The 20,045-nt window shown below is 55.7% G+C and carries 18 protein-coding genes; 8 read left to right on the top strand and 10 right to left on the bottom strand.

Annotation, left to right across the window (positions count from 1 at the left end; genetic code table 11):
• Positions 1-18 precede the first annotated feature (18 nt).
• The gene (locus C4542_04635) at positions 19-1,389 is read right to left on the bottom strand and encodes a tRNA uridine(34) 5-carboxymethylaminomethyl modification radical SAM/GNAT enzyme Elp3 (GenBank protein RJO62208.1); all 1,371 of its coding nucleotides are present in this window, start codon (positions 1,387-1,389) and stop codon (positions 19-21) included.
• A gap of 233 nt (positions 1,390-1,622) precedes the next feature.
• Between C4542_04635 and C4542_04640 the strand changes: the two genes are divergently transcribed.
• From C4542_04640 to C4542_04655, 4 genes are all read left to right on the top strand, one after another.
• Positions 1,623-2,342, top strand: a complete 720-nt coding sequence (locus C4542_04640; GenBank protein ID RJO62209.1) for a hypothetical protein — start codon at positions 1,623-1,625, stop codon at positions 2,340-2,342.
• 91 nt (positions 2,343-2,433) lie between these two features.
• Entirely contained in the window at positions 2,434-3,108 is a 675-nt protein-coding gene (locus tag C4542_04645) for a class I SAM-dependent methyltransferase (protein ID RJO62210.1), read from the top strand.
• 88 nt (positions 3,109-3,196) lie between these two features.
• Positions 3,197-3,424, top strand: a complete 228-nt coding sequence (locus C4542_04650; protein ID RJO62211.1) for a hypothetical protein — start codon at positions 3,197-3,199, stop codon at positions 3,422-3,424.
• 23 nt (positions 3,425-3,447) lie between these two features.
• Positions 3,448-3,633 (top strand): 4-oxalocrotonate tautomerase, encoded by a 186-nt coding sequence (locus C4542_04655; protein RJO62212.1) that lies wholly within the window; start codon positions 3,448-3,450, stop codon positions 3,631-3,633.
• Here C4542_04655 and rimI read toward each other — a convergent pair.
• The 4 genes from rimI to ruvB all read right to left on the bottom strand — a co-directional run bounded on the left by rimI (position 3,630) and on the right by ruvB (position 6,762).
• A complete protein-coding gene (gene rimI, locus C4542_04660) occupies positions 3,630-4,196 on the bottom strand; it encodes a ribosomal-protein-alanine N-acetyltransferase (GenBank protein RJO62213.1) in 567 nt (188 codons plus the stop codon). The genes C4542_04655 and rimI overlap by 4 nt on opposite strands.
• A 78-nt stretch (positions 4,197-4,274) precedes the next feature.
• The gene (locus tag C4542_04665) at positions 4,275-4,823 is read right to left on the bottom strand and encodes a hypothetical protein (protein RJO62214.1); all 549 of its coding nucleotides are present in this window, start codon (positions 4,821-4,823) and stop codon (positions 4,275-4,277) included.
• Between the two features lie 6 nt (positions 4,824-4,829).
• A complete protein-coding gene (locus tag C4542_04670) occupies positions 4,830-5,651 on the bottom strand; it encodes a twin-arginine translocation signal domain-containing protein (GenBank protein RJO62215.1) in 822 nt (273 codons plus the stop codon).
• Between the two features lie 52 nt (positions 5,652-5,703).
• Positions 5,704-6,762 (bottom strand): Holliday junction branch migration DNA helicase RuvB, encoded by a 1,059-nt coding sequence (ruvB, locus tag C4542_04675; GenBank protein ID RJO62216.1) that lies wholly within the window; start codon positions 6,760-6,762, stop codon positions 5,704-5,706.
• Between the two features lie 68 nt (positions 6,763-6,830).
• Here ruvB and C4542_04680 point away from each other — a divergent pair, with 68 nt between their 5' ends.
• Entirely contained in the window at positions 6,831-7,133 is a 303-nt protein-coding gene (locus C4542_04680; GenBank protein RJO62232.1) for a GIY-YIG nuclease family protein, read from the top strand.
• Between the two features lie 225 nt (positions 7,134-7,358).
• Positions 7,359-7,778, top strand: coding sequence for a DUF4190 domain-containing protein (locus C4542_04685; GenBank protein ID RJO62233.1), 420 nt, complete (start codon positions 7,359-7,361; stop codon positions 7,776-7,778).
• 72 nt (positions 7,779-7,850) lie between these two features.
• Here C4542_04685 and rpoC read toward each other — a convergent pair whose 3' ends face one another.
• Both rpoC and C4542_04695 read right to left on the bottom strand, forming a co-directional pair.
• On the bottom strand, positions 7,851-11,789 hold the full coding sequence (gene rpoC / locus C4542_04690; GenBank protein RJO62217.1) for a DNA-directed RNA polymerase subunit beta': 3,939 nt from the start codon (positions 11,787-11,789) through the stop codon (positions 7,851-7,853).
• Positions 11,776-15,486, bottom strand: coding sequence for a DNA-directed RNA polymerase subunit beta (locus tag C4542_04695; protein RJO62234.1), 3,711 nt, complete (start codon positions 15,484-15,486; stop codon positions 11,776-11,778). Before C4542_04695 ends, rpoC begins: the two co-directional genes overlap by 14 nt.
• A gap of 553 nt (positions 15,487-16,039) precedes the next feature.
• Here C4542_04695 and C4542_04700 point away from each other — a divergent pair.
• Complete coding sequence (locus tag C4542_04700) at positions 16,040-16,969, top strand: bifunctional riboflavin kinase/FAD synthetase (protein RJO62218.1); 930 nt, start codon at positions 16,040-16,042, stop codon at positions 16,967-16,969.
• Between the two features lie 160 nt (positions 16,970-17,129).
• The gene (locus tag C4542_04705) at positions 17,130-18,317 is read left to right on the top strand and encodes a tyrosine--tRNA ligase (GenBank protein ID RJO62219.1); all 1,188 of its coding nucleotides are present in this window, start codon (positions 17,130-17,132) and stop codon (positions 18,315-18,317) included.
• A gap of 104 nt (positions 18,318-18,421) precedes the next feature.
• Here the strand turns inward: C4542_04705 and C4542_04710 are convergent, their stop codons facing one another.
• The 3 genes from C4542_04710 to C4542_04720 all read right to left on the bottom strand — a co-directional run bounded on the left by C4542_04710 (position 18,422) and on the right by C4542_04720 (position 19,622).
• Positions 18,422-18,724, bottom strand: a complete 303-nt coding sequence (locus tag C4542_04710) for a GIY-YIG nuclease family protein (protein ID RJO62220.1) — start codon at positions 18,722-18,724, stop codon at positions 18,422-18,424.
• Between the two features lie 414 nt (positions 18,725-19,138).
• Positions 19,139-19,402, bottom strand: a complete 264-nt coding sequence (locus C4542_04715) for a type II toxin-antitoxin system RelE/ParE family toxin (GenBank protein RJO62221.1) — start codon at positions 19,400-19,402, stop codon at positions 19,139-19,141.
• Complete coding sequence (locus C4542_04720; GenBank protein ID RJO62222.1) at positions 19,389-19,622, bottom strand: CopG family transcriptional regulator; 234 nt, start codon at positions 19,620-19,622, stop codon at positions 19,389-19,391. Before C4542_04720 ends, C4542_04715 begins: the two co-directional genes overlap by 14 nt.
• Positions 19,623-20,045 lie beyond the last annotated feature (423 nt).

Genomic DNA, 20,045 nt, shown 5'->3' on the forward strand with positions numbered 1-20,045 from the left:
GATTTCAGGATAAACGGATTACAGGTTTTTTGTCATATATCCTGAATTGAATTCATACCCCAGCTCGGCGTAATACTGCCGCGCCCCCACCCCACTGAGCACCGCCACGAGCGATGCGCCGAACTCCTCGACGGCTATGCGCTCGGCTTCAGCCAGCAGAGCCCTGCCCAGACCGTGATGCTGTGCGGCTTTATCCTCACGCTTACCCAGCGCCAGCTCGGAGCCGAATACGTGCAACTCGCGAACGAGCGCCAACGGAGATTTAACTCCTAGTGATTTTATAGGTTCAGGTTCAATCCTCAGTCTCAGCAGGCCGAAGAGCGTCTCGTGCTCGTCCTCGAAGGAGAGGAATATCTCACGGCCATGCGCCGCTTCATAATCCAATCTGGACAATCGCGGCTGGCCCACTTTCCAGCCGGTCTTTATGCGGTGCCCGTACTCGCGGCAGCGGATGCAGCGGCAGTCGTCGCCCCGCGCCGCCATCACCTCTTTGACGGTGGAACGCACGGATTCTTTCAGCCCTCCCACGATGTACCGGGCCGGTATGTCGCGCAGCACGCGCGAGATGCGCACATATTCGGGAACAATAGACTTTATATCAGCCATGAGATTTACCATGACATCGTTGGCATATGGCTGGTAGCGGCCTTCCTTGAACCACTGTTCGAGTATTGTCCCCTCTACCACCATCGTAGGATAAAGCTTGAGGCCGTCGGGGCGGTAATCCGGATTGTCGAACAGCTCGCGCGACATTTCGAGGTCGTGCTCAGGGGATGAACCTGGGAGGCCAGGCATCCAGTGGTAGTGCACCTTAAGGCCGCTGCGTTTGAGGATGGCCGTGGCACGCGCTACATCGGCCACAGAGTGCCCGCGCTGCACCTCGGCGTAGATTCGGTCGTCCAGCGCCTGCACGCCCAGCTCAACGCGCGTGGTGCCGAACTCTATCATGCGCGACACCTCAGCTTCGCCGCAGACGTCCGGGCGCGTCTCCACGCACAGCCCCACGCAGTGCCGTGCCGCCGTCTCGTTCAATTTTTGAGCCTCGACCAGAGAGGATGAAATAACGCCGTTCATGGCGTCGTAGCAGTCCTTGACGAACTGGTACTGATATTCGATGGGAATGGCTAAAAAGGTGCCGCCCATAATGATAAGCTCGACCTTGTCGGTAGGATGCCCCATGTCGGCCAGCACGTTGAGCCGGCGTTGCACCTGGCGGAACGCATCATAATCACACCCCCTGGCGCGGATGACAGCCGGGGATTCAGGCGTGTAGCTCTGCGGAGTGGCGCCATAGGTGGGACAATAGACGCAGCGGCCGGGACAGCCAGAGGGTCTGGTCATGACGGCCACCGGCGTTACGCCCGATATTGTGCGCGACAGTTTTCTCATGTAAGGACTCAACGAATACACTTTCAGGATTGCGGAGTGTCTAAAACAATTATAACATTGTCCAGGCTATTTGACCTTGATCTCCCTAGTTAAACCTCTTACCCTTCTAACAGAATGTTGCAAAAGCCATTGCAAGGGACAATAATTGCTTTATATAATAAGTGCAGCCATAAAAGATAATAATAGACCGGAGAATAATTATAATTGATGGAACTCTGTTTAAAGGAACCTTTATGAACTTTAAAAATCCTATCACGCTAATTTGTGTTCTTTTCTCAGTCGTAGGCGCATTACTAATAGCTCTTAAACTCTTTCTCCATATTGAATGGATGTTGGAAATAGGCGCAATACTTTTCGGTGCAGGTATGGTTGAAATTGTGATTCGTTACTATGCTTCAGACGAATTAGTAAACAAAACTACCCAACGAGTACTTAAAGGCATAAATATGCCCATAAGTGAATTCTATATAAGCAGGAAGGATTTACCAAATCTGAATGATGAGTTAAGCGCTGTTGATGAGCTGTGGGTTGCTTGGCATGTGGGGAGCTATGCTCAACTCTATGATTTTTTCCCTGGTATTCGCAAAGGTCGGGTCATAATAACAAACTTCAAGAGTCCACAAATCGAAATGCTGGGAAAAATAAGCACTAAGAGTGCTTCATCAATGATATCGGATATCAAAGAATTGAAGAAAACTTATTCAAAAGAAATTAAGAAGAATGTCGAACTGAAGATGTTTGATGGCTCAATATGTAATAGCATACTTATAGCCAACCCAACTAAACCTACTGCCTGGGCGAGAGTTGAAATTATTATTCCTAACAAAGAAACCCCAGATATAAGGCCTAACTTTGTTGTTAGGAAAAAAGATTCGGAGGAACTTTTCAATAATTTGTTTAATAGTTATGAGTGGCTCTGGCAAAATTCAAAAGAACCTGAAGGTATAGAATAGTCTTTCATTCATCCTGTTTTGAAATGATGAATAAAGGAGCCAAGCGCCTCCGCCTTTTGCAGGCTTCCTTTACACATATGAGCAACACGTCATGAGCAATCAAAACAATAGTCCCGAATCCCCGCCCTCGGCCTTCGACGCCATCGCGCCCGCATGGTACAACATCCGCCATCACACCATTTTCAAGGTTGAGCTTGAAGCGCTGTCGCAGCGCTGGGGAAAAGGCGACCTTTTAAACCTGGGCTGCGGGCACGGCGCGGATTTCCTGCCCTTTAAAAGCGAGTTCAAGCTCTTCGGCGTGGACTATTCGGCGGGCATGCTGCAGCTGGCCAGGAAGTTCGCCCAGAAACACGGCTTCGAGGTTAAACTCTCCCAAGCCGACCTGAGACAGCTTCCCTACCCCAACGCCTGCTTCGACTGGGCCATTGCTGTAGCGAGCCTCCACCATCTGAAAGGACATTCCGCACAACTCAAGGCACTCGTAGAACTAAGGCGCGTCCTCAATCCCGGTGGCGAGGCTTTCGTCACCGTCTGGAACAAATGGCAGCCGCGTTTCTGGTTCAAACCCAAAGAGGCGCTTATTCCATTCAAAATCGGAGACGAGATTATCCAGCGCTATTATTATCTATTCTCTTATGGCGAAATTGAGCGCCTGGCGCGCCAAGCCGGTTTCGAGATTCTGAAGTCGTCTCCTGAGAGCCGTTACCATTTCCCTGTGCGCTCTTTCTCGCGCAATATCTGCCTCTTGCTAAAAAAAACAAACTAGAGTAGTCTATTTGAAAACTTATGTTTTTCCATAGTCAAATATCATTTTGACATGAGATAAACTGAAGAAGTATGGAGGCGCCCCGGCTATGAGCATGGTTAAGATTACCTGCCCCAAGTGCAATATTGACGGCATGATGTCCCTGCTGGACTCAAGATACGAGGGACCTTACCGCTGCTGGAAATGCCATGAGAATTTCCTGCTCATTATGAATAATAACGCCGTTCAAAGCTGCACACCCATGAGCCAGGAAGAGTTCGACAGGCAGCGCGAGCTCAAAAAGCAGCGCGACCGCATGAGGGGCGGCGCTGACTAGTTACACACCTTCAAGGAGGAGCTATGCCCGTCGTTACCGTTGAGATGTGGCAGGGACGCACCATCGAGCAGAAGAAACAGCTTGTCGAAGGCATCGCCGAAGCCTTCGTAAAGATAGGCACGCCCAGAGAGAAAGTGACCGTCATCCTCAAGGATAACGCAAAACACAACTGGGGAGAAGGCGGTAAGCTGGCCTCGGAAGAGGCTTAGTCCGCGAGCTTTTCGACCGTCCCCCGCTCCCGCGCATACTCGTCTTTGAGCCTCTGAAAAACCTCTTGATAAGACGATGATGCCATTTCATCCAGCGTCATGATGACCGCATCCTCGCGGTTGTCCAGATAGTAGGCGCGGCGGACACCCCTCTCCGAAAAGCCGTACTTGGAGTACAGTTCCTGCGCTGCCAGGTTGGAGACGCGCACCTCAAGCGTGATGAGGATGGCCTTAAGCTCTACCGACAGCTCAATGGCATGTATCAGTAATATCTCGCCGATGCCTTTGTGCCTGTAATCCGGATGCACCGCCAGGTTGATTACATGCATCTCGCTGGCCATATACCACAGCCCGATAAACCCCACAACCAACTGATTCTGGTTTCCCGGGTCGTTCATGACCGCGAGCTGTGAATCGTCATAAGCCACCAGGTAGTGCGCCATGGGGTTGATGAACTCGGTCTTGTAATTGGTGGGAGGCAGCATGGTGGGAAAACAGGTGAGGTCGATGCCACGCACCTGCTCCACATCCTCCCAGCGCATCTTGCGCACGCGATAAGTCATAATATCATCTCTTTTAATATCTCATCCTGAGCGTAGCGAAGGATCTCACTCGAATTGTCAGACGGGGAAACATTCAATTTATTCCTTGTGCTCTGAACCCTGCTCCGCATATCTCTCGTACTCGCTGTATATGCAGCCGCAGTACTGCTGGCGGTAAAGCTCCATGGGCTTGGTGATATGCCGGCTGTCGGAGTAACGCTTGCGCAGGTCGGCATACAAGAAACTGATTCCAGCCTCCAGCGCGACTTTTTCCCCGATTTCTTTAGCCAGTTCATGCTTCTGGTGCGGGCTGATGAGCAGGCTGGAGGTAAAGGACTCGATGCCCAGCTCTTTAGCCTTCTTCGCCACTCTGTCGAGACGCAACTCGAAACAATATCCGCAGCGCTCGTCCTCATGCCCTGCGACCCGACGGAAATACTCTTTGAAATCGTACCCGTCAACCACCACCAGCGGGAAATTCATGTTCCGCGACAGGTTTTTCATGGCTTCCAGGCGCAGGTTGTGTTCCGTAAAAGGGTGGATGTTGGGATTGTACCACAAGGCCGTGACATCGTAACCTTCCCTGCGCCAGTGCTCGATGGTATAAGCGGTGCAGTGGGCGCAGCAGGCATGAATTAGAACCCTCATATGGTGCTACTGTGTTAAGATTGCCAGTTTTTCCTGTCCGGAGCCGTCGGGCAGGGTAATCAGGTTAAGGTTGTCAGGATAGATATAATAGGTAGCTGTTCCGAGTCCTTTTGGCCATGCTTGAGCAGTAAAGCCAATAGCTCTTGTCTGCAACGTTTTGGCTATGGGCTGCCCCCGATTAACACTGACAAGGAGAGAGTCTTCATTAAGATTTATCTGACCGGTCAGGAAAGGCTTTTCATCGATTAAGGCTTGGAAGGGACCGCCAATCAAAAGTTGATGAACTGCGCCGTCCGGGGCAAAATAGAAAAGATTAGCCATTTCACACACTCCCGCGGCGTCAGAGGGATTTGCATAAAATTCAATTTGCCCGTCAAAAGGAGCAATAATCACCGTGTCTTTCGGCACATTCTCAAAAATTATATTATTTTTTATATTCTGGTCTTTGGCATTGCTAAGTTCGCCGGGGTTAAAATCTCCCCCAAAATTTTTATTATAAGCAATATTGACACCGGACGGAATATTCTGGAAGGGCGTCAGCAAATAGATGTCATGCTTTGGGGTCGCAACAGAGGGGAGAGTGGGAACTTTGTCCAGTGTGGCCGCATCAATTTTTATCTCGTTATTACTTCCTATCGCGCCACTCACCTGTGCGTTGTCAAATGTAGGGGGAACTACAATCTCCTTGCGTAGAAAGGGGATACGGTCACGGTTCTGGTATGTCCCAAAACCCAGCGCTCCCAAAGCAGCTGCTCCCACAGCGCCTCCGGCCAATTTAAGGAACGTTCTTCGGGTCATGCCCATTCGGTCATATCCTTCTTCTCTCATGTTGTGCAATGCTTCCAGAAGCCCGACAATGAGAGAATGGAAACTTTCACGGCTAGAACAGCCCGGGCTGGCTCTTCTTGTCGTAGGGGATGCCGAGGTGCTTGTAGGCCAGCGGCATCACCGTGCGTCCCCGCGGCGTTCGGTCGAGAAAACCGAGTTGCAACAGATACGGCTCGTAGACGTCCATAATGGTATCGGCTTCCTCGCTTATGGAAGCGGCGATGGTCTCCAGCCCTACCGGCCCGCCGCCAAATTTCTCGATGATGCTGCGCAGCAGGCGGTGGTCTATCTCATCCAGCCCGATGGGATCCACCTCCAGCCGCCCCAGCGCAGTCAGAGCAATCTCGCGCGTTATAGCGCCGTCGGCTTTCACCTGGGCATAATCGCGCACGCGCTTGAGCAGGCGGTTAGCCACACGTGGTGTTCCCCTGGCGCGGCAGGCAATCTCATGCAACCCCTCAGCCTCCGCCTGTACTCCGAGGAGATGGGCGGAGCGCTTGACGATGGATTCCATGGACGGCACGTCGTAGAAGTCCATGCGGTAAACCGAGCCGAAGCGGTCGCGCAATGGCGCGCTGAGCTGGGCGAAGCGCGTGGTGGCGCCGATGAGAGTGAAGGCCGGCAGCTTGAGGCGCAGGCTCTTGGCGGTCGGCCCCTTGCCGATGACAATGTCCAGTGCCCGTTCTTCCATAGCCGGGTAAAGCACCTCTTCGACAGGACGCCCCAGGCGGTGTATCTCGTCTATAAACAGTATGTCCTGCGCGTGGAGGTTGGTGAGGATGGCCGCCAGGTCGCCGCTCCTCTCGATGGCCGGGCCCGAGGTGATGCGGATGCTGACGCCCATCTCGATGGCGATGATGTTGGCGAGGGTCGTTTTGCCCAGGCCAGGCGGGCCGTAGAGCAGCACATGGTCGAGGGCTTCGCCGCGCGCTCTGGCCGCCGAGATGGCGATACCCAGGTTATCTTTTATCTTGGCCTGCCCTATGAACTCCGCCAGGCTTTTAGGGCGCAGGTTGGAGTCCAGCGAGACGTCTTCAGCCAGCGGCTTGCCCGTAATTATGCGCGCTATGGTACTCTCCTCTTCGGATGATTTGAGGCTATTATAGCACAAGCGTTCAGAGATATTAGTGTCATTGCGGGCTTGACCCGCAATCCAGGACAGCTTAAGATTTGCTTGCCATGCATCGAAACGACAAACAATATTATGTCTACATCATGGCCAACAAGCGCAACGGCACTCTGTATACTGGTGTAACAAACAATCTCGCGCGCAGAGTCTATGAACATCGTAACGACCTATTCGAATGTTTCACAAGACGCTACAAAACTCATTTGCTCGTCTATTATGAACAGACCGGCGACGTCAATGAAGCGTTGAATCGCGAGAAGCAGCTCAAAAATTGGCACAGAAAGTGGAAGCTAGAACTAATCGAGAGTATGAATCCTGACTGGAAAGACCTATGGGATGAAATCTTGGGATAATGGAGTCTCTGGATTCCGGCTTTCGCCGGAATGACACTATCACACTGTCATTGCGGCTTGACCAGCTTGAGAGGGCATCAGTTAGGCTCATAAGTCCCCACTCCCCATCTTCAATACGCCCCCTTCGGCCAGTATAAAACTCTACTATAATACCGTTGACGCTCCGACGTATATAATCTAAAGTAATAGCAGAACGGGTCGTGGATAACAAAAAGGAGAAACGAGATGTACTGCAACAATTGCGGCGTACCAAACCCGGATGAAAGTTCATTTTGTAATAAGTGCGGCAGCAGGCTCGTGCCACAGCAGAGCATGACTCAGCAGCCTCAAGTGGCGGCAACGCCCGCCCGTAAAACAAGCGGCCTGGCCATTGCCGCTCTCGTCCTGGGTATTGCCGGATTCATCCCTCCCCTCGCCATCTGTTCCATCCCGGCGATAATCCTGGGCGCTATCGCCCTCAACCAGATAAAGAAAGAGCCTGCCATTGAAGGCAGGGGCATGGCTCTGGCCGGTATCATCTGCGGGTCCATCGCGCTGTTCCTGTGGATATGCCTGATAATCTTCTGGACGGTTTTAGTTATCACAAATACTTCAACCTCGTACGACTTCTGGGTCTCCGCCGTCACGATTTCAACACTGGCCTAAGCGGCCTGGTGTTCGCCATAAGAAAAAGGGAGCGACCTAAAAGTCGCTCCCTTTGATTTCCTGGGTTTCTCCCTATACGGTGGCTGGAGTCGAAGGCTCTCCGTTTCCGCCGTCACCTGAGGGTTCGACGGCGAAGAAGGGTAGCGCGTTCTCTTTCTTGGCCGCCTCTTTTTGAGCCGCCAGGGCGTGGGCTTCTTCATCGGCTTCCAGGCAGGCATGGCAGCGCGCCGGGATGAGCTTGCCGATGATGACGTTCTCCTTGAGGCCTACCAGGCGGTCTACCTTGCCGTGGATAGCGGCCTCGGTGAGCACGCGGGTGGTCTCCTGGAAGGAGGCCGCCGCCAGCCAGCTCTCGGTAGAAAGCGAAGCACGAGTTATGCCCATCAGCACCGTCTGCGCCGTGGCGGGTTCGCCACCCTCGGCCAGCACCTTGGCATTATCCTCCTCGAAGCGGTAGCGGTCCACCAGCTCGCGCGGGATGAAGTCCGTGTCTCCGGTCGAATCGATGCGGACCCTCGAAAGCATCTGGCGCACGATAACCTCGATGTGCTTGTCGTTGATGTGCACGCCCTGCGAGCAATACACCTTCTGCACCTCATCCACCAGGTAGCGCTGCACGGCATCCTTGCCCAGCACGGACAGGATGTCCTGCGGGTTGATGGAGCCGTCGGTGAGCTGCTGCCCGGCCTTTACCAGGTCGCCGGTCACCAGACGTATATGCGTGGCAGCCGGGACGACATACTTGCGCTCATCCGCCTCTTCGTAGCGGATAGCCAGCTTGCCGCCCTCTATCTGCACCTCGCCGGCCACGCGGGCCACAACAGGCTCGGCTGTGATGTCGGTTTTGCCCTTCTTGTCCGCCTTGGGGGCGGCCAGCACCGCGCCGACCTCCACCATAGCGCCGTCCTTCACCTGGGCATGCCAGCCCTTGGGCAAAGGATACTCGTCGCGGAACATCTCGGAACTGGAGATGGTTATCCAGCGTCCGTCTTCGTTTTCGATAATCTCGGCCACGCCGTCTATCTCGGATATGATGGCCTGCGCCTTGGGCGGGCGGGCTTCGAAAAGCTCCTCCACGCGGGGCAGACCGGATGTGATATCAAGCCCAACTACGCCCCCGGTATGGAAGGTGCGCAGGGTGAGCTGCGTGCCGGGTTCGCCGATACTCTGGGCGGCCACGATACCGACGGCAGTGAACATATCGATAGGCCTGCCGCGTCCCAGGTCGCGGCCATAGCACTTCTGGCAGACGCCCCGGCGCGACTGGCAGGAAAGCGGAGCGCGTACGTGCACCCGCTTGATGCCGGCTTCCATTATCCTGGCAGCCCTGGCCTCATCTATCTCTTCGTCGCGGTCGACGATGACCTCACCCGTGCGAGGATCAGCGATGGATCTGGCAGCCAGGCGGCCTATAATGCGGTCGCTGAAAACCGGCAGAACGCCTTTTTCGGCGGGCTCGTCGATCCAGGTGCCGATGGTATCGCCGCAGTCGGCCTCGCGCACGATAACATCCTGCGTGACATCCACCAGGCGGCGCGTGAGGTAACCGGAGCCGGAGGTACGCAGAGCTGTGTCTGCCAGACCCTTGCGCGCGCCGTGCGTCGAGATGAAGTACTCCAGCGTGGAGAGGCCCTCGCGCAGCGAGGACTTGATAGGAAAGTCGATGATTTTGCCCGAGGGGTTGGTCATCAGGCCGCGCATGCCGGCCATCTGGGTAATCTGAGAGATGTTACCCTTGGCGCCGGAGGTAGCCATCATGTATACCGAACCCTGGCGGTTCATGGATCCAGAGATAGCCTGCTTGATGCGGTCGGTGGTCTGCATCCATATGTCGACGACGCCCTTGTAGCGTTCGTCGTCGGTGATAAGCCCCTCGGCATGCTGGCTATCGAGGAGCGTGGAACGTTCCTCCGCCTGTGCCAGCAGCTTGGGTTTGTCAGCGGGGACCTCGACGTCGCTCATGGAGATGCTGATACCGGAGCGCATGGCGTATTTGAATCCCAGCTCCTTCAGGCCGTCGAGCATTTCTGCCATGCCCTCGTCGGAGGCCAGCATCTTGTAACAGCGGGCGATGAGGCTCTTGAGGGCGCCCTTGTCGATATTCTGGTTGATAAAGCCCAGTTCTTTGGGCAGTATGTCATTGAAAATAATGCGACCCACGGTGGTGCGGATGCGCTTGCCGCTGGCGTCGCGCACTTCTATCTCCGCGCGCAGGTCCACCTCGTCCAGATCGCAGGCCAGCTTGGCCTCTTCGAAGCTGCCGAAGCGCATGTTCTCGCCTTTGCCCTTGGGCCGGGTGGTGGTCAGGTAATAGCAGCCGAACACCATGTCCAGCGTGGGCGCCACAACGGGGTCGCCGCAACTGGGCAGCAGCATGTTACGTATGGAAAGCATCATCTCGCGCGCCTCTTTGATAGAGGCTTTTGAAAGCGGAACGTGCACGGCCATCTGGTCGCCGTCGAAGTCGGCGTTAAAAGCGGTGCACACCAGCGGGTGAATCTGAATGGCGCTGCCATCGATGAGCACCGGTTCGAAGGCCTGTATGCTCAGGCGGTGCAGCGTCGGGGCGCGGTTGAGCATGACGGGGCGCTCCTTGACCACCTGTTCCAGTACGTCGTAAACCTCCGGCTTGGCGCGTTCCACCAGGCGGCGGGCGCTCTTGATGTTGGAGGCCAGCCCGTCAACCACCAGGCGGTGCATGACAAAAGGTTTGAAAAGCTCAAGCGCCATGCGCCGCGGCAGTCCGCACTGGTGGAGTTTGAGGCTCGGGCCGACCACGATAACGGAACGGCCGGAGTAGTCCACGCGCTTGCCCAGCAGGTTCTGGCGGAAGCGTCCCTGCTTGCCGCGCAGCATGTCTGAGAGCGATTTGGCCTTGTGGTCGCCGCTGACCGAGACGGCGCGCCCGCGGCGTCCGTTGTCGATGAGCGAGTCCACAGCTTCCTGCAGCATGCGCTTCTCGTTGCGCACAATAATCTCCGGAGCGCCTATTTCCATGAGGTGGCGCAGGCGGTTGTTGCGGTTGATGACACGTCGATAGAGGTCGTTCAGGTCGCTGGTAGCGAAACGACCGCCGTCGAGCTGCACCATGGGGCGCAGGTCAGGGGGCAGTACGGGCAGCACGGTTATCACCATCCAGGAGGGCTTGTTGGACGAGCGGCGGAAAGCCTCCACCAGTTGTAATTGCTTGGCAGCCTTGCGGCGGCGTTGTCCGGATGAAGAATGCGTTTCCTGTATCAGCTGGCTGCGCACGTCGTCCAGTTCGAGAGCGCCGAGGAGTTTGAGAATCGCCTCAGCCCCCATGCCGGCTTCGAAAACCTGGCCGTAATTCGTTTTGATCTCTTGGTACTGGTTCTCGGTGAGGAGAGTCCCCTTGCGCAGGTCTTTGAGCTGTTCGATTTTCGTGGGAAGTTCGTCCTCCATGCGGGCGCGCTCGGTATCGAAGCCCCGCCTTAGCTGGTTGACCTCTTCCACGGTAGCCTTGTTCTTCTCCAGGTCGGCCACTTTACCCTCGATCTTGTCCTTGCGCTCCGCCATGTCGGAGTCGAACTGCGTCTCGATGAGGCGGATGGCTTCGGTCCTGGCTTCCTCGTCGACCGAGGTCACTATATAATGCGAAAAATAGATGACGCGCTCAAGGCTGCGCGCCGAAAGGTCTAAAAGCAGTCCGACGCGGCTGGGTATGCCGCGGGCGAACCAGATATGGCTCACCGGGCAGGCCAGTTCGATGTGCCCCATGCGCTCGCGGCGCACCTTGGCGCGGGCGATTTCCACGCCGCATTTGTCGCAGATGATGCCTTTGAATCTTACGCGCTTGTATTTGCCGCAGGCGCATTCGAAGTCCTTGATGGGACCGAAAATGCGCTCGCAGAAAAGCCCGTCGCGTTCGGGCTTGAGAGTGCGATAGTTGATGGTCTCCGGCTTGGTAACCTCGCCGTAGGACCAGCTCAATATCTGTTCCGGTGAAGCCAGCGAAACGCGGACCGCATCGAAATCATTAACTTCCAACATTATCTTTTTCTCCCTCGTGAGCTTCCGCCGTATGATCGACCAGCAGGGATGCCGCGCTGTCCAGAGTGGGGAGCTCCCTCTCAGGTTCGCCGGCCTCTTTGACCTTGTCGGCCGATACGGCCTTTTCTTCTTCGTTGAGGACCTCGACGGAAAGGCCTAGACTCTGAAGTTCCTTTACCAGGACCTTGAAAGATTCCGGCACGCCCGGCGGCAGAATGTCGTCGCCCTTGACGATAGCCTCGTAGGTCTTGGAACGGCCGGTGACGTCGTCGGACTTGGTGGTGAGCATCTCTTGAAGATTATGGGCCGCGCCGTAAGCCTCGAGCGACCAGACTTCCATTTCGCCGAAACGCTGGCCGCCGAACTGTGCCTTGCCGCCCAGCGGTTGCTGCGAGATGAGCGAATAGGGGCCGGTGGCGCGGGCGTGGACCTTATCCTCCACCAGATGGATGAGTTTCATCATATAGATGTTACCTACCGTCACAGGCTGGTCGAACATTTCGCCGGTGCGCCCGTCGCGCAACTGGACCTTGCCTCCGATGGGCGAGGGCAGATTCTTTTCTTCGCTTAGCTGGCGCACCTGTTTTTCCACTTCTTTAATGCCCAGCTTGTGGCTGGCGACACCCTGGTCTTCAAGCCACAGCTTGAGGCAGATTAAGCGCGCTTCGCCGCGGTGTTCGCGGTCGAAGGCCTTTTCGGCATCATAGCCTCGGCCATTTATCCAGGCCTTGGTTTTTACCAGATCAAAAGAGGAGAGCTGGTTATCCGGGTCCATTGCCAGCGCCTTAGCTTGCTGGGCCATCCAGACGCGAGCCAGGCCGTCCTCAATATCGATATCAGTAGCGCCGTCAAACACCGGCGTAACCGCTTTGAAACCCAGTAATTGGCCAACCCATCCCAGGTGAGTCTCCAGAATCTGCCCCAGGTTCATGCGGGAGGGCACGCCGATGGGGTTGAGCACGATGTCGACAGGTGTGCCGTCGGGCAGGTAGGGCATATCCTCGACAGGGGCTACGATGGAGATGACTCCCTTGTTGCCGTGGCGTCCTGCCAGCTTGTCGCCCACCGATATCTTGCGTTTCTGCGCCACCCACACCTGAACCCACTTATTGACGCGCACTGGCAGCTCGTCGCCGTCCTCGCGCGAGAAGATGCGCACATTGATGACCTTGCCAGACTCCCCATGCGGCACGCGCAGTGAGGTGTCTTTTACCTCACGGGCTTTTTCGCCGAAGATGGCGCGCAGCAGTTTTTCTTCGGCGGAGAGTTCGGTCTCGCCCTTGGGTGTAATCTTGCCCACCAGTATATCGCCGGGTTCCACCTCGGCCCCCACGCGGATGATGCCGAACTCGTCGAGCTCACGCAGGTTCTCCTCGCCCACGTTGGGTATATCGCGCGTTATCTCTTCAGGGCCCAGTTTAGTGTCCCGCGCTTCCACTTCGTGCTTGGAAATATGGATGGAGGTGAATTTGTCGCGTTCCACCAGCCGGTCGCTGACGATGATGGCGTCTTCATAGTTGTAGCCGCCCCAGCTCATGAAAGCCGCTACTACGTTCTGTCCCAACGCCAGTTCGCCGCGCTCGGTGGCCGAGCTGTCGGCCAGCACCTGCCCGTACTTTACCTTCTCGCCCTTGCTGACGATGGGACGCTGGTTGATGCAGGTGCCCTGGTTGGTGCGCACGAACTTCTTAAGCTGGTACACCTCATCGCGGCCATCACCGGTGGCGACAGTGATTTCGGAACTCGTGACGGAGGCTATCGTGCCGTCCGCCTTACTGAAGAGCACCTGCCCGCTGTAACGGGCGGCCTCGGTCTCCATGCCCGTAGCCACCAGTGGCGACTCGGGTAGCACCAGGGGAACACCCTGGCGCTGCATGTTGGCGCCCATCAGCGCGCGGTTGGCATCGTCGTGTTCCAGGAAGGGGATGAGGGAGGCGGCCACGCTGAATATCTGCTTGGGCGAAACGTCCATGTATTCTATCTTCGAGGGCGGCAGGAAGAGGTACTGGTCGGCAAAACGCGCCTCCACACGCTCTTCGGTGAACTCGCCCAGTTCATCGAGTTTGGCGTTGGCCTGCGCGATGGTGTATTTATCCTCGGTATCGGCCTGCATATACTCCGCCTCAACTGAGACGAAGGGCGTGACCTTGACCGAACGGGCGGCTAGCTTGGCCAGCTTGGCTAAAGCCTCCTTAGTGACCGTAACGCCCGCTTCAAGCAACACCTTGCCTTTGCTGTCTTTGACTTCTTCCAGCGGTTTGCGCCCCACCAGCTCGGCACTGCGAGTATCCAGCTCGCTTTTCACCTTACGGTAGGGTGTTTCAATAAAACCATAGCGGTTGATGCGGCCGTAGGTGGCCAAGCTACCGATGAGTCCGATGTTGGGGCCTTCAGGCGTCTCGATGGGACAGATGCGGCCGTAGTGCGAGAAATGAACGTCGCGCACATCGAATCCGGCGCGTTCGCGTGACAGACCGCCGGGGCCCATGGCCGACAGGCGGCGCTTGTGCGTCAGCTCGGCCAGCGGGTTGGTCTGGTCCATGAACTGTGAAAGCTGCGAACCCCCGAAAAACTCGCGCACCGCCGATACCACCGGGCGGATATTGACCAGGGCGCCTGGAGTCAGGGCTTCGGCTGAAAGGATGCTCATGCGCTCGCGCGCCACCCTCTCCAGCCTCATCAGGCCCAGGCGGAACTGGTTCTGTATCAGCTCGCCGACGGTGCGGATGCGGCGGTTGCCCAGGTGGTCTATATCGTCCGAGTGATCCTGGCCGTTATTCACCATGATGATATGGCGCACAATCTCGGCCATGTCCTCGCGGGTGAGGGCGCGGCCTTCGCCCTCGGCCTGGGGGGGCAGTCCCAGCCGGCGGTTGAGCTTGTAGCGCCCCACCAGTCCCAGGTCATAATGTTCGGGGTTGAAGAACATATTCTGCAGGAGCTTCCTGGCATTTTCCAGGTTCGGCGGGTCGCCCGGGCGCACCTTGCGGTATATATCCATCAGGGCGGCGTTTTCGTCGCGGATAGACGGGTCGCGGTCAATGGTGGACTTGATGAACTGATGGTCGGGAGAGTCGTCCTCTGCGGCAAACATGGAGAGCAGCTCCTCGTCCGAGGCAAATCCGATGGCGCGCAGCAGCGTGGTAATGGGTATCTTGCGTTTGCCGTCTATCTTGACGGAGATGACGTCGCGCGTGCTGGTCTCGAAATCAAGCCAAGCTCCCCTGCTGGGGATGAGATTGGCATTGCACATACGCCGCCCGCTGACGGCATCCTCGGCCAGGGTGAAATAGACGCCAGGCGAGCGCAGCAGTTGGCTTACGATAACACGCTCCGTGCCGCTGGTGATAAACGTTCCCTGGGCGGTCATCATGGGCATGTCGCCGAAAAACAGGTCGAACGGCTCTTTGATTTCACCCGTGCCCTTCACCAGAAGGCGCGCCTTAACGTACAGTGTTATGGAATAGGTCTGGTCGCGCTGGGTGCACTCCTGTTCGGAGAGACGCGGTTCCCTGAACTCGAAATCCACGAAGCTGAGCTCCAGGCGGTTGCCGGTGAAGTCCTTGATGGGCGAGAGCTCTTCCAGGAGTTGCTTGATGCCGTCCTCCTGAAGCCACTGGAAAGAGGCTAGCTGGAGGTCGATGAGATTGGGCACTTCGACCACTTGTGAGATGTGGGCATAGGACTGTTGCGGCATGGGTGCTCTAGTTCCGACGGGGAAAATTGCTTGTTCCAAAGACGCTCACTCCTTAATAAAAACCTGAGGAAAAGGGGCAAAATTTGGCCGTAGTTCTACAACCAAAAGTCTGTGTGCGGGAAATGGAAATAAAAGGACGAATAGACGGAAGTCATAAGCAAGCTAGAATCATACCATATCTATATGAGGCCTGTCAACAATATTTCCCGTCCAGGCACAACAAAGTCTCTCCAAGTTCGATACTTCATGCCTGATTGCCTGAAAGATATGGGAGGAAAATGCGTTTGAGATATATAATATTATAGCATGGGTGGCCTATGGCTGGCAATTCCATGTATGCGGCTCCGCGAGACAGTCTTGGATTTGCCCAGCACTTGTCACAGGCATGTTTCTTTACACAATGCTGTAGCGGGGCTATAATAAGCGCCATTTACTAAAAAGGGCCCTATTTGGACGAGTATATTGACGACAGGCATGGCTACCATCGAAACCGGTAAACTCACCAGTAATATGGCAATGTACGCCGCGACCTAAGCGTATAATCCTTAGACATATGTTTAGAACGATAGGAAAAGAACTGAGCGGCCTTACCCCGACACGGGACACGCTGGTCTCCATCGGAGTCTTCGACGGCTTGCATCTCGGACATCAGACACTCATAAAAGAACTGGTGGACCAGGCCAGGGTAAAAAAAATGCTCAGCGCCGTCATCACCTTCAGACAGCACCCCATGGCGCTGCTCGCGCCCGGCGAGACCGTGCCGTCGCTCACCAGCCTGACCGAGCGCATCCGATTGATAAAGGAGATGGGCGTCGATATCGTCATCACCCTTACTTTTTCCCACGAGCTGGCGGAGCTGGGGGCGCAGCCCTTCGTGCTGTTGCTGCAACAGTACCTCAAGATGCAGGGCATGATACTGGGCTGGGACTTCGCCCTGGGACGCCACCGCGAGGGCTCGCTGGAAGCCCTGCACGAGATGGGTAAAAAGCTGGGGTTCAGCACCGAGGTGGTCGGTCCGGTCAAATACATGGGCGAGATTATCTCCAGCACAGCTATACGCCAGGCTTTATCGGACGGAGACATGGCCAAGGCCAACGCCATGCTGAGGCGTCCCTTCAGCCTGGAGGGCAGCGTCATCGCCGGCGAGGGGCGCGGAACGGAGCTGGGCTTCCCCACCGCCAATCTCGACCTCGACCCGCATCAGGCGCTGCCATTAGACGGAGTTTATGCCGCCGTGGCTCATTTCGATGGCAAGGCACATCCCGCCGCCACCTTCATCGGCCACCGCCCCACCTTTAGCGGCGTGGAGCGCATCGTGGAGGCGCACGTGCTGGACTTCACCGGCGACCTATACCGCAAGAGCCTCAAAATTGATATAATAGAGCGACTGCGCGGCGAGCAGAAGTTCCCTGACGCCGAAGCGCTCAAGACGCAGATGGAAAAAGACGTCTTGACGATAAGAAAGAAGCTGGCGCATAGCTGAGTATTGATAAGTGCATGTCATCGGGTAAGTGAGCTTTTGCTCACTTTACCCGATACTACACCGTCATTGCGAGGAGTCCCGCCGTGAGCGGGACGACGAAGCAATCTCTACAGAATAGTCTTACGGGGATAGGAGAGACTGGACGCAATCCAGAAGTAACATGGAAAAGAACATCGATTTCAACCGCCTGCTCAAGCGCGGCGTGGCCGAGATAATCGTCGAGGAGGAGCTGGTATCTCGCCTCAAAAAGGGCGACCGGCTGCGCCTCAAGGAAGGCTTCGACCCCTCCTCCCCCGATATCCACCTGGGGCACATGGTGGGCCTGCGCAAGCTGCGCCAGTTCCAGGAGATGGGGCACCAGGTCGTGCTTATCGTGGGCGACTGGACGGCGCAAATCGGCGACCCCAGCGGCGTGAGCGTCACCCGCCCCATGCTCACCTACGAGCAGGTGAAGGCCAACGCCGAGACCTACATGCAGCAGTTCTTCAAGATAGTTGACCGCAGCCGCACCGAGGTAAGATGGCAAAGCGAGTGGTTCGGCAAGTTCAGCCTGGCGGACGTGCTGAAACTCACCAGCCGCTTCACCATCGCCCAGTTCCTGGCGCGCGAGGACTTCAACAAGCGCTTCACGGCAGGCAAGCCCATAACGCTCACCGAGTTCATGTATCCCCTTTTGCAGGCCTACGACTCAGTCAAGATAGAGTCCGACATGGAGTTCGGCGGAACCGACCAGAAGTTCAACCTGCTGGTGGGGCGCGAGCTGCAGGGCATGGTGGGACAGCGCCCGCAGCAGGTGTTCCTGACGCCGCTGCTGGTCGGCACCGACGGCACGCACAAGATGAGCAAGAGCCTGGGCAACTATATTGGCGTGGCCGAACCCCCGGAGCAGATATTCGGCAAGGTTATGTCAATCCCCGACCAGTTAATCATGGACTATTTTACGTTAGTGACCGATGTTTCTGACACCGAGCTTGTAGAGTTCCGCAAAGAGATAGAATGCGGCGCCAACCCCATGCAGCTTAAAAAGCGCCTGGCGAGAGAGATTATCACGCAGCTTTACGACAACGCCGCCGCGAATACCGCGGAAGATGCCTTCGTGCGCGTGGTGCAGAACAAGGAAGCCCCGGACGAGATAGCCGAGTTCCGCATCGCCGGGGGCGTCGTGTCCATCCCGCAGGTTATGGTGGACGCGGGGCTGGCCAAGAGCAAGAGCGAGGCGTCGCGCCTCATCGCGCAGGGCGGGGTGGAGCTGGACGGGGTGAAGGTGGAAGCGCCCAGCTGCGAGGTAAAGAGCGGGGCGGTCCTCAAGGTGGGCAAGCGCCGCTTCGTGAGGCTGGTGACAGGCTAAATCCATGCTGGAAGCCGCAACAGGCGGCTGAAGCATCTGGCGGGGTAGGGAAATCCCCCTCCACCGGATTCTTCAGTCATCCTTCATTGCCTCCAGAATGGCCGTCAAGCGACCAGCCCGTCATATAAATCCAGCCATTGCGGGTTTTGTCCGCTAATGAGGTCAATTTTCTTTTGTCTGAGGAATCCTTTGATCTGTTTCTCTCGCGTTAGTGCCGATTCGCGGCTCTCGCAAACCTCATAGTACACAAGAATATTAACGTTGTATTTGCTCGTGAATCCATCAGCCAATTTATTCTTATGTTGGTAAATCCTTCCCGCCAAGTCACCAGTAAACCCCGTATACAGCAACGTTCTGCTCTTATTGCTCACGATATAAACGTAATATTGATCGTCTTTGGTAATCATCCAGTTATCGAATATGAATTAAATTAAGATAAAGTGCCTTCCTCGTGGCCTATTATACTCCCATTCACGCATGAGGCGAGGATTCCCCACTCCTCCAGATTCTTCGGCCATCCACCATGGCCTCCAGAATGGACACCCTTGAATTCCATGCTGGAAGCCGCAACGGGCGGCTGAAGCATCTGGTGGGGCGGTATTGTTTCCCCTCTCCCTTTCGCAAAAGGGAGACCTCGGCAGAATTGCCGAGGAGAGGGATTTTCCCACAGGGCACGGCGCGCCGTGCCCCTACCTTTTCTCACATCACGGTGTCATTGCGAGCGAGGAACGAGCGTGGCAATCCCGTTCCCAAACATCTCTCCCTTGAGGGGAGTTGCTTTGCCATTGCTGGCGCTTTTCCTTTGCCAGAAAACGCCGTCCCTACTTGCTCCGGTAAACATCCTTGCGGCTGGCAATCTTCACTATCCAGACAGTGAGCGCATAGTCCTGAATCGAATATACAATGCGAAACGCGCCCTGGCGTATGCGGTAACGCTCCTGCCCGGTCAACTTTTCGCAGCCGCGCGGGCGCGCATCCAGTGCCAGTGATTTAATGCGCTGCAGGATACGCCTGGCGTCCTTTTGGGGTATAGCGCGAAAATCTTTTTCTACCGAAGCCTTGAAAAAGATTTTATATGCGGCCATCTTGCTTGAGCCTTTTGACCATGTCCTCGTAGCTCAATAGCGGCTCAGCCGCGCGTTCTTCAAAGGCGGCGATGTCTTCGGCGTCTTCGGCCAGCGCTACTTTCACCGCCTCGTTGATGATGTCGGAAACGGACCTCGACACCTCCACCGACTTCAAACGCAGGGCTTTATGCAAATCGGGGTCAAGATAGATGGTGGTTCTTTTAGTTACACCAGGCATAGATTGCCTCCCGCTTTATTTATACAAACATTATAACATCACAACATACTGATGTCTACACCAATCATCTCGCCCTTGAGGGGAGAGATAAGAGTGAGGGTGAAAGTCTGGGTCTACCCCTCACACATTCGCTTCGCTCAGTGCAGGCTCTTAATCCTCTCCCCCAAGGGGAGAGGAGATAATTGATTCGTTTTGCGCAAAGATATTTTTTTGATGAAACAATCCACTTTCCCCGTGCCTGGTCTCTGCGTAATAATTGTTTTTAATTCCGTTTTGTGTCGGGCAGGATAACCTGTTCTATTTGAGCCAAAATGCCCCGAAATTCCTCATTTTTGCACCATTTTCGGCTGATTTATCACCATTCGTTCCGCGCCCGTTTTACTTATAGTCTTTGGCCATAACGGGAAATGATAGCACAGCGGT

It is taken from the genome of Dehalococcoidia bacterium (assembly GCA_003597995.1).
GTDB lineage: Bacteria > Chloroflexota > Dehalococcoidia > Dehalococcoidales > UBA1222 > SURF-27.

Excerpts from the sequence above, each read along its gene's own strand:
- C4542_04635 (RJO62208.1), bottom strand. The coding sequence starts at position 1,389 with ATGAGAAAACTGTCGCGCACAATATCGGGCGTAACGCCGGTGGCCGTC.
- C4542_04640 (RJO62209.1), top strand. The coding sequence starts at position 1,623 with ATGAACTTTAAAAATCCTATCACGCTAATTTGTGTTCTTTTCTCAGTC.
- C4542_04645 (RJO62210.1), top strand. The coding sequence starts at position 2,434 with ATGAGCAATCAAAACAATAGTCCCGAATCCCCGCCCTCGGCCTTCGAC.
- C4542_04650 (RJO62211.1), top strand. The coding sequence starts at position 3,197 with ATGAGCATGGTTAAGATTACCTGCCCCAAGTGCAATATTGACGGCATG.
- C4542_04655 (RJO62212.1), top strand. The coding sequence starts at position 3,448 with ATGCCCGTCGTTACCGTTGAGATGTGGCAGGGACGCACCATCGAGCAG.
- rimI (RJO62213.1), bottom strand. The coding sequence starts at position 4,196 with ATGACTTATCGCGTGCGCAAGATGCGCTGGGAGGATGTGGAGCAGGTG.
- C4542_04665 (RJO62214.1), bottom strand. The coding sequence starts at position 4,823 with ATGAGGGTTCTAATTCATGCCTGCTGCGCCCACTGCACCGCTTATACC.
- C4542_04670 (RJO62215.1), bottom strand. The coding sequence starts at position 5,651 with ATGAGAGAAGAAGGATATGACCGAATGGGCATGACCCGAAGAACGTTC.
- C4542_04680 (RJO62232.1), top strand. The coding sequence starts at position 6,831 with ATGCATCGAAACGACAAACAATATTATGTCTACATCATGGCCAACAAG.
- C4542_04685 (RJO62233.1), top strand. The coding sequence starts at position 7,359 with ATGTACTGCAACAATTGCGGCGTACCAAACCCGGATGAAAGTTCATTT.
- rpoC (RJO62217.1), bottom strand. The coding sequence starts at position 11,789 with ATGTTGGAAGTTAATGATTTCGATGCGGTCCGCGTTTCGCTGGCTTCA.
- C4542_04695 (RJO62234.1), bottom strand. The coding sequence starts at position 15,486 with ATGCCGCAACAGTCCTATGCCCACATCTCACAAGTGGTCGAAGTGCCC.
- C4542_04700 (RJO62218.1), top strand. The coding sequence starts at position 16,040 with ATGTTTAGAACGATAGGAAAAGAACTGAGCGGCCTTACCCCGACACGG.
- C4542_04705 (RJO62219.1), top strand. The coding sequence starts at position 17,130 with ATGGAAAAGAACATCGATTTCAACCGCCTGCTCAAGCGCGGCGTGGCC.
- C4542_04710 (RJO62220.1), bottom strand. The coding sequence starts at position 18,724 with ATGATTACCAAAGACGATCAATATTACGTTTATATCGTGAGCAATAAG.
- C4542_04715 (RJO62221.1), bottom strand. The coding sequence starts at position 19,402 with ATGGCCGCATATAAAATCTTTTTCAAGGCTTCGGTAGAAAAAGATTTT.
- C4542_04720 (RJO62222.1), bottom strand. The coding sequence starts at position 19,622 with ATGCCTGGTGTAACTAAAAGAACCACCATCTATCTTGACCCCGATTTG.